The organism is Streptomyces kanasensis, from assembly GCF_043077165.1.
Lineage (GTDB): Bacteria > Actinomycetota > Actinomycetes > Streptomycetales > Streptomycetaceae > Streptomyces > Streptomyces changanensis.
This window is the reverse complement of sequence record NZ_JBIBSF010000004.1, coordinates 462,879-479,633: the sequence shown is the minus strand read 5'-3', so window position 1 is coordinate 479,633 and position 16,755 is coordinate 462,879. Positions and strand designations below refer to the sequence as shown.

Genomic DNA, 16,755 nt, shown 5'->3' with positions numbered 1-16,755 from the left:
GCGGACGCGAGCGGCGCCCCCCGGGTCTCCCGGGGGGCGCCGTTCGGTGTGCGGGGGCGGTCAGGGCCGCCGCGGGTCGGTCAGGCCCTGTTCAGGCGCGACCAGAACTCGTCCCAGCTGAGCAGCCCGTCACCGTTGGCGTCCTGGGCGTTGATGACGGCCTGGGCGACGGGCTCGGTGACGTTGAAGTCGCCGAGCTGAGCCATGACGCTCTTGTACTCGGCGGCCGTGATGAAGCCGTCGCCGTTGACGTCGTACCGGTCGAAAGCCTTGCGCGCAGACTCCATGTCCGCCATCGCTCCACCCCTTAAGGATCTGTGCAACTTCGGCGGCTAGCGTAACGGCAGGGGTGGAGGGCGCACCGCGGGGCCCCGGGGGCCGGTGGGGCGGGGCTCCGGGGGACGATGGCGGTATGAGCGACCATGTGGCCCGCGTCCTGTCCGCAGCGGCGCGCGGAGTGTTCCCGCCGCCCGACGGCTCCACCGTGGTCGTGCCGCAGCCGAGCCGGCGGGACGCCGGCGTGCTGGCGTTCACGGCGCACTCGGTGGTGTTCGTGGACGAGGACCCGGCGTGGGTGCGGGCCGCGCTGGCGGCCTCGTCGGCCGACCCGCTGGCCGCGGCGATGAGCCCGGGCTTCCTGACGGCGCTGATGGCCCGGACGCGGCGCCGCATGGACACCGTCGACATGCTGACCGTCGCGGGCCGGCTGGACGGCCCGCCGCCGCTGCCGCTGCGGGAGGTGCGGGACCCGGACCACCCGCGGGTCGTCCGGGCGCGGGCGTACCGGGACGACGTGCGGGTGTGGGCCGCCGACGGCGGGGTGGTGGTCCTGGGGCGCGCGGTGGCGGGGCGCTGGGAGGCCGCGGTCGAGGTCGACGAGGCCGCCCGGGGGCGGGGCCTGGGCGTGCGGCTGGCGCTGGCCGCCCGCCACCTGGTGCCGGGCGGGGTGGTGTGGGCGCAGCAGCCGCCGGGCAACGCCCGCAGCGTGCGCACGTTCCAGGCGGCCGGGTACCGCCCGGTGTGCGCGGAGGCACTGCTCGTGTCCCGCTGACCGCGGCGAGCGGGACCGGCAGCGGCAGCGGGACCGGCAGCGGCAGCGGCAGCGGCAGCGGCAGCGGTCGGGGACGAGACGGTGGGGAGGCCGGGTTTCGGCGGGGCGCGGGCGGGGCCGGGGGCCCTGCTCGTACGCCGCCGACACCAGGCGCGCACGAGCCCGAGGTCGGGCAGGGCCCCGGGCGGAGGCGGGGCAGGGCCCGACGCCGGGCAGGAGCCGCAGGCCGGACGGGAGGCCCGCCCCCCGGCAGGAGCCGCAGGTCGGGTGAGGTCGGAGGCGGGGGTTCGGCGTGGCGTCAGCGGAAGACGCCTGTGTGGCCCAGGGAGTAGCGGCCCGGCTGGGGGTAGACGGCCAGGCCGCGGGGGCCGTCGCCGACGGGGATGCGGGCGAGTTGCCGACCGGTCCGCGTGTCGATCGCGTAGACCTCGGAGTGGTACCGCCCGGAGAGCCACAGCACCGTGCCGTCCGCCGAGACGCCGCCCATGTCCGGCGAGCCCCCGTCGGGGAGCCACCACTTCTTCGTCACCCGCTTCCGGGCGAAGTCGAAGACGGAGACGGAGCCCTCGCCGCGGTGCGGCACGTACATCTCGCGGGAGTCGCGGGAGACGTACAGGCCGTGGCAGCCCTTGCCGGTGGGCAGCAGGCGCGGGGTGGTGAAGGCGTCGCCGTCCAGGGCCCACAGGCCGTGCGCCATCATGTCGGCGACGTAGAACGTCCTGCCGTCGGGCGAGAGCTTCACGTCCTGGGGCATGGCCCCGGCGAAGGGCAGGGCCAGCCGTGCGACGACCTCCTTGCGGCGCGTGTCGACCTTCAGCAGCTCACCGGAGAACTCGCAGGAGACGACGGCGTACCGGCCGTCGGCGGAGAAGTCGGCGTGGTTGACGCCGTGGCAGGGGGCGGGTTCGGTGTGGCGGCGTTCCATGGTGTGCGGGTCGCGGAAGACGACCTCCCGGTCGAGGGAGGCCATGACGACGGCGTGACGGCCGTCGGGGGTGAAGTAGAGGTTGTACGGGTCGCGGACCGCGACGTCCCCGCCGCGCCGCCGGCCCGTGGCCGGGTCGAGGGGGGTGAGGGTGTGGCCCTGGTCGTTGGTGACCCAGAGGGTCTTGAGGTCCCAGGACGGCACGACGTGCTGGGGGTGCTTGCCGACCGGGACGGTGTCGACGACGCGGTAGGTCGCGGGGTCGATGACCGAGACGGTGCCGGAGAGCGTGTTGGGGACGTAGACCCGGGAGGGGAAGCCCCGGACGGCCGGGGAGAGCCGGCCGGGGCGGGCGGCGGCGTAGACGTCGCGGGGGTCGAGCGTGGGCGGCATGCCGGGCAGGGGGCCCGTACCGGTGTCCGGGGCGATCGCGGTCGCGGTCGTGTGGGGCCGGCCGGGCGGCGCCGCCGCCCCCGGGCCGGCGGGCGATCCGGGCACCCCCGCGCCGCCGCACCCGGCGAGGAGGGCCAGCGCGGCGGCCGTGAGGAGGCCGGTGGTTCGCTTGCTGAGGTGCACGGTCACGCGACCATTTAAGGATGATGCGCCCGGTACCTCCTGGATTGACCGGCCACACCCGTCCGCGGACCGGTCGGCGACACCGACGGGGCGAAGGAAATACTCGCTCCGTTCGATAGTTATTCATGGTTTTCCAGGCGAGTGGCGCGTTTCACCTTGGATTGTTCTTCATTGCGCCGGAAGGGTGGCGATTCGTACGGAATGCCGTCTTGGCGGGGAGGTCGCCGTCTGTCATAGTCGAGTCCTACGACCCCCTCGACCCGGGCCAGGTCGTCGACAGCGCCGTCGGACAACACCCCACTTCCGTCCGCGGCGCTCCACGAGGAGCCCCCGCGGCGCCGGACCACGGCGCGCAAGGGGGCTCCGGTGCGTTCAGGGGTCGGCCGGGCCGAGCGGGCGGCGGTACGAGCGGGTCGCGGCCCGGGCGGGCCGGCGGTACGAGCGGGTGGCGGGCCGGCGGTCGACGGTTCAGCGGTCGGCGACGCGGATCTCGAACCACGTGTTCTTGCCGCGCGGCAGCAGGTCCACGCCCCAGCGGTCCGAGAGCTTGTCGACGAGGAAGATCCCGCGCCCGCTCTCGTCCAGCTCCTGCACCGGCATCAGGCAGGGCAGCCCCCGCGAGGGGTCGCGGACCTCGATCCTGATCCGGCCCCGACGGCGGTGCATCCGTAACCCGAACGCCCGCGCCCCGGTGTGCCGCACGGCGTTGCCGACGAGTTCGGAGACGAGCAGGACCACGTCCTCGGCGACCTGCGGACCGAGCACCCAGTGGCGGAGCACGACGCAGCGGGCGATCCGGCGGGCGGTCGCGGCGGACTCGGGCAGCGACGGCAGCCGCACCTCCTCGACGGTGGGGTCCCCGTACTCCGCCAGCGCCCTGAGCGCCCGCTCCTCGTCCGCGGACGGCATCCACCTCGCGGCGGTCACCCCGCCGCGCTCCCCCGGTCGCTCCACGCCTTCCAGCCCCGCCATGCCCCCCATGATGGCCGCCGGGCGGGGCCCACGGGGCGGTTCCGCGGGAATCGTCCGGCGGGTCCGGCGGCCCCGCCGGAGGCGTCCGGCATATGACGGAGGCACCCGAAAGGCGCCGGAACCGCATTGACCAGCGGTGACGCACCGCACTGGCATGATCACGGGACGGGGGGCCGCAGGGGCTCCCCATCCCGCGTCCCGGGGACTTCAAACCACCCCCAGGAGTGAACCTCCTCCCGGGTGTTCCCCGCCCCGCCGACCGGGGACCGGCCCCGGCTGGAGGACCAGTCCCGGCGGCCGCCGGACGGCCAGTCACGGCCCGGCCGACGACCAGCCCCGGCGCCGGCTGGAGGACCGGCCCGGGCTCCGGACAGGAGACCGGACCGGCCCAGGCTGAGGGACCAGGTCCCGGCGGCCGCCGAACGACCGCCCCCGGCACCGTCCCCGACACCGGCATCGGCACCGGCATCGGCGCCGGCACCGGCACCGGCTGGACGACCGGCCCGGGCTCCGGACAGGAGGCCCGAGCGGCCCGAGCGGCCCGGCGGCTAGAGGAACTTGGCCTTGCCCGGGCCCTCCTCCACGAAGCTGCGCATGCCCCGCTCCCGGTCCTCCGTGGCGAAGAGGCCCGCGAACCAGTTGCGCTCCACGGCGAGGCCCGTGTCGATGTCCGTCTCCAGGCCGGTGTCGACGGACTCCTTGGCGGCCCGCAGCGCCAGCGCCGGGCCCTGGGCGAGCTTGGCGGCCCAGGCGTGCGCCTGCTCGTACACCTCGGCGGCCGGGACGACCCGGTCGACGAGGCCGATCGCCAGTGCCTCGTCGGCCTTGACGTGGCGTCCGGTGAAGATGAGGTCCTTGGCCTTGGAGGGGCCGACGAGGCGGGCGAGCCGCTGGGTGCCGCCGGCGCCGGGGATGAGGCCGAGCAGGATCTCGGGCTGACCGAGCTTGGCGTTGTCCGCCGCGATGCGGAAGTCGGCGCAGAGCGCCAGCTCACAGCCGCCGCCCAGTGCGTAACCGGTGACGGCGGCGACGACGGGCTTCGGGATCCGGGCCACGGCGGTGAAGGAGTCCTGGAGCCCCTTGCCGCGGCGCACCATGGCCGCGTGGTCCATGACCTGCATCTCCTTGATGTCCGCACCGGCCGCGAACACCTTCTCGCCGCCGTACACGACGACGGCGCGGACGTCGTCGCGGCCCGCGGCCTCCTCGGCGAGCTCCTTGAGCCGGTCCTGCGTGGCGATGTCCAGCGCGTTCATCGGGGGGCGGTCCAGGCGGATCGTGCCGACGCCCGCGGAAACTTCGAGAGTCACTGTCATACGGGGCAGGTTAGCCGCCGTTAACGACAGAGGGACCGGTGCGGTTCGTCACAGCACCGGTCCCTCCGAACGGAGCGCGTCCGTCCGTTACTTGGTCCACTCCGCCCAGGACATGTTCCAGCCGTTGAGGCCGTTGTCCGGCTGGATCTGCTTGTCCTTGGAGTTCTTCACGACGACCACGTCGCCGATGAGGGAGTTGTCGTAGAACCAGGCCGCCGGCATGGAGCCGTCGTAGGCGCCGCGCACGTCGCGCAGGCCGACGCAGCCGTGGCTGACGTTGGCGGAACCGAAGGTGCCGGCCGACGCCCAGTAGTTGCCGTGGACGAAGGTGCCCGAGGAGGACAGGCGCATCGCGTGCGGCACGTCCTTGATGTCGTACTCGCCGCCGAAGCCCACGGTGGCGCCGTTCATCCGGGTCACCTTGTACTTCTCGCTGATGACCATCTGACCGTTGTACGTCGTCGTGGACGGCGCGCCGGCGGTGATCGGGATCGTCTTGATCAGCTTGCCGTCGCGGACGACCTTCATGGTCTTCTCGCTCGCGTCGACCGTGGACACCTGGCTGCGGCCGACGGTGAAGGTCACCGTCTTGGCCTGCTTGCCGTACACGCCGGGGCGGCCCTCGACGCCGTCCAGGTCGAGCCGCACGGTCACCTTGGTGCCGGCGGCCCAGTACTTCTCCGGGCGGAAGTCCAGGCGGTCGTTGCCGAACCAGTGGCCCTCGATCGGCACGGCCGGTACGGCGGTCACCTTGATGGCCTTCTCCACGGCCTCCGGATTGGTGATGCCGCGGGTGAAGTTGATCGACACCGGCATGCCGACGCCGACGGTCGAGCCGTCCTCCGGCGTGTAGTGGCCGAGGAAGGTGTTCTTCGGGACGAGGGTGGTGAAGGTGGTGTCCTTCGCCGACTCGCGCCCGTCGGCGTCCTTGGCGACGGCGTGCACCTTGTACCTGGTGCCCGCCGCGAGGTGCCTGACCGGCTGCCAGCCGGTGGCGTCCGCGGACAGCTTGCCCTCGACTCGCGTGCCCTTGGAGTCGGTCACCTCGACCGTGGTGAGCTTGCCGTTCTCCGCGGCGACCTTCAGCACGCCGCTCGTCTCGACCGCCTCGGCGCCGTCCTTCGGCGTGACGGTCACGACGGCCTGCGAGGGCCCGGTGGCGACCTGCCCCGCGCCGTCCTTGCCCGCGGCCCCGCCCTTGTCGCCGTCCGCCTGGCCGCCGCCTCCACAGGCGGTCACCAGCAGCAGCAACGTTCCGGCGACGACGGCCAGCGGCCCCCTGCCCCGGCCGCGCCGCCCCCGCGGCGCCGCCCCGGCCGACGCCCCCGATATCGGCTGCCCCTTCACGCTGTACCTCTTCTTCCCGCACGGCCCCCGGCACCGCCGTGGCCTGCACCCCCGCGCGCTGTAGCCGCGCGCACCGCGATAGATAATCACACCGCGCGCCCGGTGGAGCGCCCCGGATTGTCACCGTTGGGTCCCAACTTGTTCACACGGCAACTTTCCCGGAGGGGGTGCTTCCGGTCGCGGGGGTCAGCGCAGCGCCGAACCGGCCTTCCACTTCCGCCAGTCCATGTTCCAACCGCCCAGGCCGTTGTCGGGAGCCACCGTCCGGTCACGCGAGTTGACCACCTCGACGACGTCCCCGACGAGGGTCCGTTCGAAGAACCAGCCCGCGGGCGTCTCGGTGCTCCCGCCCTTCACGTCGCGCAGTCCGACGCAGCCGTGGCTGACGTTGGTCCTGCCGAAGGTGGTCGGGGGCGCCCAGTAGTTGCCGTGCAGGAAGGTGCCCGAGGTGGTCAGCCGCATGGCGTGGGGCACGTCCTTGATGTCGTACTCGCTCTTGCCGCGGGCGTCCTTGAAGCCGACGGTCGCGCCGTTCATCCGGGTCACCTCGTACAGCTCGGTCACCACCATCCTGCCGTTGTAGGTGGTGGTCTTCGGGGCGCCGGCCGTGACGGGGAGGGTGGCGAGGAGCCGGCCGTCGCGGCGCACCTGCATGGTGTGGGCCTCGGCGTCGACGAGGGACACCTGCGAGCGGCCGATGGTGAAGCGCACCGTGCGCTGCTGGATGCCGTAGACGCCGGGCGCCGCCTCGACGTCCCGCAGCCGCACGTCGACGGTGACCTCGGTGCCGGGCCGCCAGTACTCCTCGGGGCGCAGGTCGAGCCGGTCGGCGCCGAACCAGTGGCCGGCGACCTCGACGGGCGGATCGGCGGTGACGCGGATGGCCCGCTCCACCGCCGCCCGGTCCCGCACCGGCCGGTTGAAGTGGAAGGAGACGATCATGCCGGTGCCGACGGTGGAGCGGTTCTCCGGCGAGAAGTAGCCGATGAAGCGGTGGTCCGGGACGAGCGTGGTGAAGGTGGAGTGCCGGGCCGAGCGGCGTCCGTGCCCGTCGAGGGCGACGGCGTCGACGGCGTACTTGGCCGCCGTGGCCAGCCGTGTGCCGGGGGCCGGGCGCCAGCTCAGCCCGTCCGGGGAGAGGGCGCCCGGCACGTCGGCGGGCTGCGCGTCCTCGATGCGGCGCACCCGTACGGCCTCCAGCCGGCCGTCCGGGACCCGGACCTCCAGCCTGGCGTCGGGGGCGACGCCTTCCGCTCCGTCCCGGGGGGTGATCCGGATGGTGTCCCCGACCGCCCGGTCCGGGCGCCCGCCCGGCGCACCGGGGGCGCCCGGCGCGCCCGCGCCGCCCGCCGCCGCGCACCCGGTCAGCCCGACCGCCGCTCCCGCCCACAGCGCCGCCGCGGCGACGCCCAGACCTGCCCTTTTGCGTAGGTGTCTCACGTCCCGCCCAACGACGGGCCCCCGGCGGGGGAAACGTCTGTACGGGTCGTGTTCGGGCGGGTCATGTTGGGAGCAGGTGCGCGCGGGCAGAACACGGGGAGGACCGGGGCGGGGTCGTCGGGGACCCCGGCCCGGACGCCGCACGAGCCGCGGGAGGCCGGCAGGTGTCGAGCGCAGCCGAACAGAGGCCAGTCGAGGGCGCGGTGCCGGGGGTACCGGACGCGTCCGCCGGGGCGCGTCGCACGCGGCCGGACGGGGTACGCCGGGGCGCGGTCCCGGTGACGAGCACGGGACCGGGGGCCGGTACGGGGGCGGAGGCCCCGCCGCCGACGGCGCCCGCCTGGCCGGGGGCGCCGACCCCGCTGGGCGCCCGGGTCCGCACGGGTCCCGGCGGGGTGACGGGCACCAACTTCGCCCTGTGGGCGGGCGGCGCGGAGGCCGTCGAGGTGTGTCTGTTCGCGCCCGACGGCGCGGAGACGCGGGTGCCGCTGACGGAGCAGACCCACGGCATCTGGCACGGCTTCGTGCCGGGTGTCGGGCCGGGCCGCCGGTACGGCTACCGGGTGCACGGGCGCTGGGACCCGTGGACGGGCGCCCGCTGGAACCCGGCGAAGCTCCTCCTCGACCCGTACGCGCGGGCCGTCGACGGCGACTACACGCTGCCGCCCGAGGTGTACGGGCACGTGCGGGACTGGCCGGACCAGCCGGTCGCGGACACCGTGCGCGACGACCGCGACTCGGCGCCGTACGTGCCGAAGGGCGTCGTGGTCCACGACGACGTGCCGGGCGACGAGTGGGCCGACGACCGCAGACCGAAGACGCCGTGGGCGGACTCGGTCATCTACGAGCTGCACGTGCGGGGCTTCACCATGCGCCACCCGGGCGTGCCGCGGGAGCTGCGGGGCACGTACGCGGGGCTCGCCCACCCGGCGGCGGTCGAGCACCTGGTGCGCCTGGGGGTGACGGCGGTGGAGCTGCTGCCGGTCCACCAGTTCGCGCACGAGGACCACCTCCTGCGGCGCGGGCTGCGCAACCACTGGGGGTACAACTCCATCGGCTACTTCGCACCGCACGCCGCGTACGCCGCGACCGGCACGGGCGGGGAGCAGGTCGGGGAGTTCCGCCGGATGGTGCGCGCCCTGCACGAGGCGGGCATCGAGGTGATCCTCGACGTCGTCTACAACCACACGGCCGAGGCGGGCGAGCTGGGGCCGATGCTGTCGCTGCGGGGCATCGACAACCGCGGCTACTACCGGCTCCAGCACGACGCCCGCCGGTACGCCGACTACACCGGGTGCGGCAACACCCTGCACGTCGTCCAGCCGCAGGTGCTGCGGCTCATCACGGACTCGTTGCGCTACTGGGTCACCGAGATGGGCGTGGACGGGTTCCGGTTCGACCTGGCGGCCGCGCTGGCCCGGTCGATGCACGACGTCGACATGCTGTCGCCGTTCCTGGCGGTCATCGCGCAGGACCCGGTGCTGCGGCGGGTGAAGCTGATCGCCGAACCGTGGGACGTGGGCAGCGGCGGCTACCAGGTGGGCGCCTTCCCGCCGCTGTGGACGGAGTGGAACGACCGCTACCGGGACGCGGTGCGGGACTTCTGGCGGGGCGCGCTGCCCGACGTGCGGGACCTCGGCTACCGGTTGTCCGGGTCCAGCGACCTGTACGCGTGGGGCGGGCGGCGCCCGTACGCGTCGGTCAACTTCGTCACCGCGCACGACGGCTTCACGCTGCGGGACCTCGTGTCGTACGAACGCAAGCACAACGAGGCCAACGGCGAGGACAACCGCGACGGGACGGACGACAACCGCTCGTGGAACTGCGGTGCCGAGGGCGCGACGGACGACGAGGCAGTGGGCGCGCTGCGCCGCCGCCAGATCCGCAACATGCTCACCACGCTGCTGCTGTCGACGGGCGTGCCGATGATCGTCGCGGGTGACGAGATGGGCCGCACGCAGGGCGGCAACAACAACGCCTACTGCCAGGACAACGAGATCGGCTGGGTGGACTGGTCGCTGCTCGACGAACCGTGGGCGCGGGAGCTGCTGGCGCTGGCCCGTCGGCTGCTGGCGCTGCGCCACGCCCATCCGGTGCTGCGGCGCCGGGCGTTCTTCTCCGGTCGGCCGCAGGGCACGGACGGGCTGCGGGACCTCGCGTGGTTCACGGCGGGCGGGGAGGAGATGACGGAGGCCGACTGGTACGCGCCGGCCCGGACGATCGCCTTCTACCTGTCGGGGCGCGACATCCCGGGGCGCGACGAGCGGGGCGAGAAGGTCGTGGACGACAGCTTCCTGGTCATCCTGCACGCGGGCGACGGCCCCGTGGAGCACCGGCTGCCGGGCGTGCCCTGGGCGGCGGAGTACGAGCTGCTCGTGGACACCTCGCGGGAGGAGCAGGCGCGGGCGCCGGAGGTGGTGTGCCCGGGCGGCGGGACGGTGACGGTACCGGCCAGGTCGGCGCTGCTGTGGCGGGTGGCCGACTGAGGGCGGCCGGGACCGGCGGGCCCACCGCGGCGCGGGGCCGGCCGGGGCCACGGGGGCGCGGGGCCGGCCGGGGGCGCGGGGCCGGCCGGGGCCACGGGGGTGCGGCGCCGGCCGGGGGCCACCAAAGGGGCCGGTAGAAGCTCGGGCCCGCCGCGGTGCGGGCGGCCGGAACACGGGGCCGGCGCCCGGCGCCTGTGCGGGCGCGGACGGGTGGGCGCCGAGCGCGGGCAGGTGGGTGGCGGGTGCCGACGGGTGGCCGCCCGGCGCGGCGGGTCGGCGGCGGGCGCGGACGGGTGGGCGGCGCGGCTGTTCGGCGGAAAACCGCGTGAGACCTGTCAGTGGTGAACCCTACGCTCGGTCCTGATGCCTTCCTCGCCCCCACCCCCCGCCCCGCCCCCCGTCGCCAAGCGCTCCGCCGTGCGTTCCCTGCTGCGGCTGTGGCCGTACCTGCGCCCCGTGCGGGGGCGCTTCTTCGCGGCGGCGTTCGTCGCCGTCGTCGCGTCCTGCCTGAGCCTGGTCATCCCACTGGTCCTGAAGTGGATGGTGGACGGGCCCGTCGCGGACCGCGACCCGGGCGGGGTGTGGCTGGGGGCGCTGGCGCTGCTGGGGCTGGGCATCACCGAGGCGGTGCTCTTCGGGCTCCGCCGCTGGCTGGTGGCCCGGCCGATGACGGCGGTGGAGGCGGCGCTGCGCCGGGACCTGTACCAGCGGCTCCAGCGGCTGCCCGTGGCCTTCCACGACCGGTGGGCTTCGGGTCAGCTGCTGTCGCGCGGGACGACGGACCTGTCGCTGCTGCGGATGTTCCTCGTCTTCCCGCTGACGTTCCTCTTCGTCAACGCCGTGACGGTGCTCGTGGGCTTCGTCGTGCTGCTGTGGCAGGACTGGGGCCTCGGGTTGGTGCTGCTCGTCCCGGTGGTGCCGCTGATCGTGGGCTGCTCCCTGTTCGAGACGCGGTACTCGCGGGTGGCGCGCGCGGCACAGGACCAGGTGGGCGACGTGACGACGGTGGTCGAGGAGAGCGTCCTCGGCATCCGCGTCGTCAAGGGCTTCGGCCGGCACCGCAGCCAGGCCCGCGCCTTCGCCGTGCTGGCGGAACGGCTGCGCGGCACCGAGCTGCGCAAGGCCCGGCTGCTGGCGTCGATCTGGGCGTTCATCACGATCGTCCCGGAGCTGGCGATCGGCGCCTCGCTCGTGCTGGGCACGGTGCGGGTCGCCGACGGGGAGCTGTCGGCGGGGACGCTGGTGGCGTTCCTGTCGACGGCGCTGGCGCTGCGGTGGCCGGTGGAGTCCATCGGCTTCCTGCTGGCGATGAGTCAGGAGGCCGCGACGGCGACGGAGCGGTACTTCGAGGTGATGGACCAGGCGGAGGAGGACCCGGGCGGCCCGCCGGCCACCGCTGCCGCTGCCGCCCCGCGGGACGCGCGCGGCGGGGTGGTGTTCGAGGGCGTGTCCTTCCGCTACCCCGACGCGCCGCCGGACGCCCCGCCCGTGCTGCGCGGGGTCGACCTGCACATTCGTCCCGGCGAGACGATGGCGCTGGTGGGCGCGACGGGCTCGGGCAAGACGACGCTCACCGCGCTGGTGCCGCGGCTGCACGAGCTGACGTCGGGGCGCGTCCTGCTGGACGGCGAGGACATCGCGGCCATGCCCCGCGAGCGCCTGCGGACGCTGGTCGCGGTGGCGTTCGAGGAGCCGACGCTCTTCTCGGCGAGCGTCCGGGAGAACGTCCTCATGGGCGCCGGCGCCGGCGCGGGGGACGTGGAGCTGCGGCGCGCGCTGGACGTGGCGCAGGCGGGCTTCGTCGACGACCTGCCGCAGGGCCCGGCCACCGAGGTCGGTGAGCAGGGCCTGAGCCTGTCCGGCGGGCAGCGCCAGCGGCTGGCGCTCGCCCGGGCGGTGGTGGGCGCGCCCCGCTTCCTCGTCCTCGACGACCCGCTGTCGGCGCTCGACGTGCACACGGAGGCGCTGGTGGAGGCCGCGCTGCGGGAGGTGCTGCGCGGTACGACGGCGCTGGTGGTGGCGCACCGCCCGTCGACGGTGCTGCTGGCCGACCGGGTCGCCCTCCTGTCGGAGGGCCGGATCACGGCGGTCGGCACCCACCAGGAGCTGCTGCGGAGCAGCACGGAGTACGCGTGGCTGATGTCGGGTGCGGAGGGCGAGGAGCGATGACGACACGGGAGGAACGGCGGGGAAAGGGGCCCTCGCCCCGGGCGGAGCACGCGGCTGCCGCCCACGGGGAGCGGGTGGGACCCACACCCGGCGAGCGGGCGGAGCCCACCCCCGAAGAGCGGGCCGCGGCGGATCGGGCGGCGGCTGAGCGGGACGGGTTCGACCGGGACCAGCTGCCCTCCCCCGCGGGCGCCACGGGCGCGCTGTTGCGGTCGCTGCTGGCACCCCGGCGGGCGCGGGTGGCGCTGTCGGCGCTGCTGCTCCTGCTCCAGCAGGCGGCGGTGCAGGCCGGGCCGCTCGTCGTGGCGTACGCGATCGACCGGGCCGTGCCGGCCCTGCGCCAGGGGGACCGGGGGCCGCTGGTCGCGGTGGCGGTCGGGTACGGGCTGTGCGCGGTGGGGGCCGGGCTGTTCCAGTACGCCTTCACCCGGGCGTCCGCGCGCGTCAACCAGGACGTGCTGCTGGACCTGCGGGGCCGGATCTTCCGCCACGCCCAGGCGCTCAGCGTCGACTTCCACGAGCGCTACACCTCCGGGCGGCTCATCTCCCGGTCGACGACCGACGTGGAGTCGCTGCGGGAGCTCCTGAGCGAGGGCCTGCAGGAACTGGTCAACGTGGTGGTGTCGTTCGTGGCGATCTCCCTGCTCCTGCTCTGGCTGGACTGGGGCATCGGCGCTGTCGCGGTGGCGTCGTTCGTGCCGTTGTACCTGCTGGTGCGGTACTACCGGCGGCGCGCGTCGCGGGCGTTCAGTGCCCGGTCGACCGCCATCGCGGCGGTCATCGTGAAGTTCGCGGAGACGATGAACGGCATCCGGCCGGTGCGCGCGTTCCGCCGGGAGCGCGGCAACGACGAGGTGTTCGGCGCCCTCAACCACCACCACGAGCGGCGCAACGGCGACGCGATCCTGGAGATGGCCCGGTACGTCGTCGGTTCCCGCCTCGTCGCCAACACGGCCGTCGCCGGGATGGTCCTGTGGGGCGCGTACCGGGTCGCCGACGGCACCCTCGCCCTGGGTGTGCTCGCCGCGGCCGTGCTGTACGTGCGGCGGCTGTACGACCCGATCGACCGGCTCGCGATGTTCCTCAACGCCTACGAGTCCGCCGCCGCCTCCCTGGAGAAGATCGCCGGACTCCTCGCGCAGGAGCCGACGGTGCCCGAGCCGGCCGTCTCCCGCGAACTGCCGCCCCGCCCGGCCGGCGCGCCGGGCCGGGAGGTCGTCTTCGAGGGGGTGCGCTTCGCCTACCGCACGGGCGGCGAGGTGCTGCCGCGCTTCGACCTGACGGTCCCGGCGGGCCAGACGGTCGCGGTCGTCGGCTCGACCGGGGCGGGCAAGTCGACCCTCGCGAAGCTGCTGGCGCGCTTCTACGACCCGTCCGAGGGGCGCGTCCTCCTCGACGGCGTCGACTTGCGCGACCTCGCCACGCCGGAGCTGCGGCGCGGGGTGGTGATGGTGACGCAGGAGGCGTTCCTGTTCTCCGGGACGGTCGCCGAGAACATCGCCCTCGGCCGCCCCGACGCGACCCGCGACGAGATCGAGCACGCCGCGAAGGCGATCGGCGCGCACGACTTCATCGCGGCCCTGCCCGACGGGTACGACACGGACGTGCGCAAGCGCGGCGGGCGCATCTCGGCCGGCCAGCGCCAGCTGGTCGCCTTCGCCCGCGCGCTGCTGGCCGACCCCGCGGTGCTGATCCTCGACGAGGCGACCAGCTCCCTGGACATCCCCGGCGAACGGGCCGTGCAGCGCGCGATGGACACCGTCCTGCACGGGCGGACGGCCGTGGTGATCGCGCACCGCCTGTCCACCGTGGAGATCGCCGACCGGGTGCTGGTCATGGAGCACGGCCGGATCGTCGAGGACGGCCCCCCGGAGCGCCTCGTCACCGGCGACGGCCGCTTCGCCGGACTCCACCGGGCGTGGCGGGAGAGCGTCGTCGGCTGACGTGGTCAGCCCGTGTACCCGTCGCCCTCGTGCGTCTCGGCCAGGTGGCGGCGGAGCAGCACGTTCGCGTCCGTGGCGGCGCTGACGTCCCCCCGGTGGCGGGCGTCGGCGCGCTGCGCCGCCAGGTCCAGGCACGGCAGGCAACCGGGCCGCGGCACGGGAGGCCGGTCGTGGACAGGTGTGCCGTATTCGGGCTGGCGTTCCATCGGTGCTCCGTAGGTGGCTTCGCGTCCCGCGTCGGCGGGGCGCTGGTTACGTTGGGTCCCCTCAGCGTCGCGCAGCGCGGTGACGCAACTCAACGCTGACGGCGTGCCAGTGATCGACTGTCACGGAGGGGCCACGGTGAGCAGGAGGAACGCGACGGGAGGGGCGGCGTCCACGACGGCCGCCCTCTTCGGCGAGGTACTGAAGCACCACCGCGAGGCGGCGGGCCTCACCCAGGACGCCCTGGCCCGCGACATCCCCTGCGACCGCTCGCACATCGCCCGCGTCGAGTCGGGCACGCGGGTGCCGCAGGACACGTTCGCCCAGCGCTGCGACGAGCTGTTGGGCACGGGCGGGATGCTGCTGCGGCTGTGGGGGAAGGTCGACTGGTACCCGAACGTCGAGCACCCGGACTGGTTCGAGCGACGGGTCCGCATGGAGGCGGAGGCCGTCACCATCCGGTCGTACCAGACGAGTGTCGTGCCGGGACTGCTGCAGACCGAGGAGTACATGCGGGCGCTGTTCCGGCTGAACATCCCGGACCTCCACGAGGTCGAGGAGCGTGTCGCGGCGCGACTCAGCCGACAGCCCCGCTTCCGCGCTCCGGACGGCCCCCTACTCATCGTCGTGCTCGATGAGAACTGCCTGCGTCACGTGGTGGGCAGCGCGGCCGTCATGCGTGAGCAGTGCGCGGTGCTGCTCGACGCCGCGGTGCGCCCCAACATCCGCGTCCAGCTCGCCCCGTTGACCGATCCCGGGCTCAACCGGCCCAGCACGTCGATGTCACTGCTCAGGACGCCTGACGGACATGACTGGCTTTACTCGGAATCGCTGCTGCGCGGGCACTTCAGCGACGACCCGGCCCTCTTGGCGCGGTACGAGCGAACCTATGATGTGCTGCGGGCCGACGCCCTGTCAGCCCGGGATTCGATCGCTCTCATCAGAGACGTCATGGAAGGGTACGAGGGCCATGAACAGGCAGCACCTCCGCCCAACGGTCTGGATCAAGAGCAGCTACAGCGGCAACAACGCCGGCGACTGCGTCGAAATCGCCCCCGCTTTCCCCGGCGCCGTCCCCGTGCGTGACAGCAAGGACCCGCTCGGGCCCGTCCTCGCCTTCGACCGGGCCGCCTGGGCGGCGTTCGTCGGTGCCGTGCGTGACGGGGGCCTCGCTGCGTAACCCCGACGCCTGGGACCGGAACCTTGCCCTGCGCTACGTGCTGGGCCACGAGGAGTGGGACGGCGAGCAGGTCACGTGGGCGCGGTGCGTCGACGTCGACGGGCTGTTCGTCGACCGGGAGCCGGTGCGCGAGCGGCTGGTCCTCGAAGGGTGCGAGCCCTACGGTCGGCTGCGGTTGGCCGCCGAGCGGTGTGCGGGCGGGCCGGTACCGCTGGGGGAACTGCCGGTCCTGGTGCAGGACGAGACGGACGACTCCGTCGGCGACTGGTGGACGCTCGACCAGGCCGTCGTGGTCGGTGCGGCGGGCGGCGACCTCGTCGTCGAGGCCGTCGTGACCGAGGAGCCCCGGATCCCCGCGCGGCCCGTGAAGCCCGAGGTGCTCGTGTTCAACGGGGTCTCCGGTGACGTCATCGGACGGGCCCGGCGCGTGACGGGACCCGACCGGGCGCGCCGCCGGCCGGAGACGCCGCCGCTGCGCCTGCTCGGGTGCGAGCCGTGGGAGCCGCTGCTGAGGCGGATGCGGCGCGAGCGGCACGGCGGTGACGGCGGGCTGCTGCTGCGGGCGCTGGACCGGTCCGGCCGGACGCTGTACGTGGAGGAGGCGGTGTCGGTCGAGGTGAGCGAGTGCCGCCCCTCGCCGCTCGGCGGGGCCCTCGTGGACGTGACCCTGCTGTACGGGGCGCCCGACCCGCGCCCGGCGGCAGCCCGCGCGGCGCGGGACGCCTGGTTCGAGGGGCCGCCGCACGAGCGCAACGCCTGGGCCGGGCTGTCGACCGAGGGGCGGCGGGAGTGGCTGCGGTACACCGAGCCGCGGCCCGGCCCGGACGCGGCGGGCGCGGTGTGCGAGCTGGACGGCCGGTTCGTCACCGACGTGCCGGGGCTGGAGTGCGCCCTGGGCGAGGCGGTCGCCGGGCCGGGTCGCGGCTACGTCCAGTGCTGGGCGGCGCTGCGCGGCTGCCAGTGCGGCGGGGAGGCGGCCCCGGAGCCCTTCACGCTGGTGTGGCACGACGCCGACGTGGCCCGTGAGGCGCTGGCCGGGGTCAGCGTGGACAGCGCCGGGGAGCTGCCGTACGTCGAGAGCGTCGTGACGCTGCTGCGCCGCGTCGGCGTCACGGTCGAGCTGCGCTGAGGGCCCGGAGCGCCACT

The 16,755-nt window shown here is 74.5% G+C and carries 14 protein-coding genes; 7 read left to right on the top strand and 7 right to left on the bottom strand.

The features are described 5' to 3' along the window. Positions 1-80 precede the first annotated feature (80 nt). Positions 81-296, bottom strand: a complete 216-nt coding sequence (locus ACF053_RS13735; RefSeq protein ID WP_058942642.1) for an EF-hand domain-containing protein — start codon at positions 294-296, stop codon at positions 81-83. Between the two features lie 116 nt (positions 297-412). On the opposite strand from ACF053_RS13735, the gene ACF053_RS13730 reads away from it, so the two are divergent. After that, positions 413-1,051 (top strand): GNAT family N-acetyltransferase, encoded by a 639-nt coding sequence (locus tag ACF053_RS13730; RefSeq protein ID WP_391954039.1) that lies wholly within the window; start codon positions 413-415, stop codon positions 1,049-1,051. A gap of 298 nt (positions 1,052-1,349) precedes the next feature. Here the strand turns inward: ACF053_RS13730 and ACF053_RS13725 are convergent, their stop codons facing one another. The 5 genes from ACF053_RS13725 to ACF053_RS13705 all read right to left on the bottom strand — a co-directional run bounded on the left by ACF053_RS13725 (position 1,350) and on the right by ACF053_RS13705 (position 7,627). Beyond that, entirely contained in the window at positions 1,350-2,552 is a 1,203-nt protein-coding gene (locus ACF053_RS13725; protein WP_391954109.1) for a YncE family protein, read from the bottom strand. 468 nt (positions 2,553-3,020) lie between these two features. Further along, positions 3,021-3,524 (bottom strand): ATP-binding protein, encoded by a 504-nt coding sequence (locus ACF053_RS13720; protein ID WP_391954038.1) that lies wholly within the window; start codon positions 3,522-3,524, stop codon positions 3,021-3,023. Between the two features lie 548 nt (positions 3,525-4,072). Beyond that, complete coding sequence (locus ACF053_RS13715; protein ID WP_058942640.1) at positions 4,073-4,840, bottom strand: enoyl-CoA hydratase/isomerase family protein; 768 nt, start codon at positions 4,838-4,840, stop codon at positions 4,073-4,075. Positions 4,841-4,927: 87 nt separating this feature from the next. Beyond that, positions 4,928-6,187, bottom strand: coding sequence for a L,D-transpeptidase (locus ACF053_RS13710; RefSeq protein ID WP_391954037.1), 1,260 nt, complete (start codon positions 6,185-6,187; stop codon positions 4,928-4,930). Between the two features lie 186 nt (positions 6,188-6,373). Then, entirely contained in the window at positions 6,374-7,627 is a 1,254-nt protein-coding gene (locus ACF053_RS13705) for a L,D-transpeptidase (RefSeq protein WP_391954036.1), read from the bottom strand. 278 nt (positions 7,628-7,905) lie between these two features. On the opposite strand from ACF053_RS13705, the gene glgX reads away from it, so the two are divergent. From glgX to ACF053_RS13690, 3 genes are all read left to right on the top strand, one after another. Beyond that, positions 7,906-10,113 (top strand): glycogen debranching protein GlgX, encoded by a 2,208-nt coding sequence (gene glgX / locus ACF053_RS13700; RefSeq protein WP_391954035.1) that lies wholly within the window; start codon positions 7,906-7,908, stop codon positions 10,111-10,113. A 363-nt stretch (positions 10,114-10,476) separates the two neighbouring features. After that, positions 10,477-12,282, top strand: a complete 1,806-nt coding sequence (locus ACF053_RS13695) for an ABC transporter ATP-binding protein (RefSeq protein ID WP_391954034.1) — start codon at positions 10,477-10,479, stop codon at positions 12,280-12,282. After that, a complete protein-coding gene (locus ACF053_RS13690; protein WP_391954033.1) occupies positions 12,279-14,225 on the top strand; it encodes an ABC transporter ATP-binding protein in 1,947 nt (648 codons plus the stop codon). The genes ACF053_RS13695 and ACF053_RS13690 overlap by 4 nt, the downstream gene beginning before the upstream one ends. Before the next feature lie 5 nt (positions 14,226-14,230). Here the strand turns inward: ACF053_RS13690 and ACF053_RS13685 are convergent, their stop codons facing one another. After that, positions 14,231-14,431, bottom strand: coding sequence for a hypothetical protein (locus ACF053_RS13685; RefSeq protein WP_391954032.1), 201 nt, complete (start codon positions 14,429-14,431; stop codon positions 14,231-14,233). A gap of 136 nt (positions 14,432-14,567) precedes the next feature. Between ACF053_RS13685 and ACF053_RS13680 the strand changes: the two genes are divergently transcribed. Genes ACF053_RS13680 through ACF053_RS13670 form a run of 3 tightly spaced genes read left to right on the top strand, consistent with a single transcriptional unit; the run spans position 14,568 to position 16,738 of the window. Further along, complete coding sequence (locus ACF053_RS13680; RefSeq protein ID WP_391954031.1) at positions 14,568-15,515, top strand: helix-turn-helix domain-containing protein; 948 nt, start codon at positions 14,568-14,570, stop codon at positions 15,513-15,515. Further along, positions 15,433-15,609 (top strand): DUF397 domain-containing protein, encoded by a 177-nt coding sequence (locus tag ACF053_RS13675; RefSeq protein ID WP_391954108.1) that lies wholly within the window; start codon positions 15,433-15,435, stop codon positions 15,607-15,609. Before ACF053_RS13680 ends, ACF053_RS13675 begins: the two co-directional genes overlap by 83 nt. After that, the gene (locus tag ACF053_RS13670) at positions 15,587-16,738 is read left to right on the top strand and encodes a hypothetical protein (protein ID WP_391954030.1); all 1,152 of its coding nucleotides are present in this window, start codon (positions 15,587-15,589) and stop codon (positions 16,736-16,738) included. The genes ACF053_RS13675 and ACF053_RS13670 overlap by 23 nt, the downstream gene beginning before the upstream one ends. The last annotated feature ends 17 nt before the right edge of the window (positions 16,739-16,755 follow it).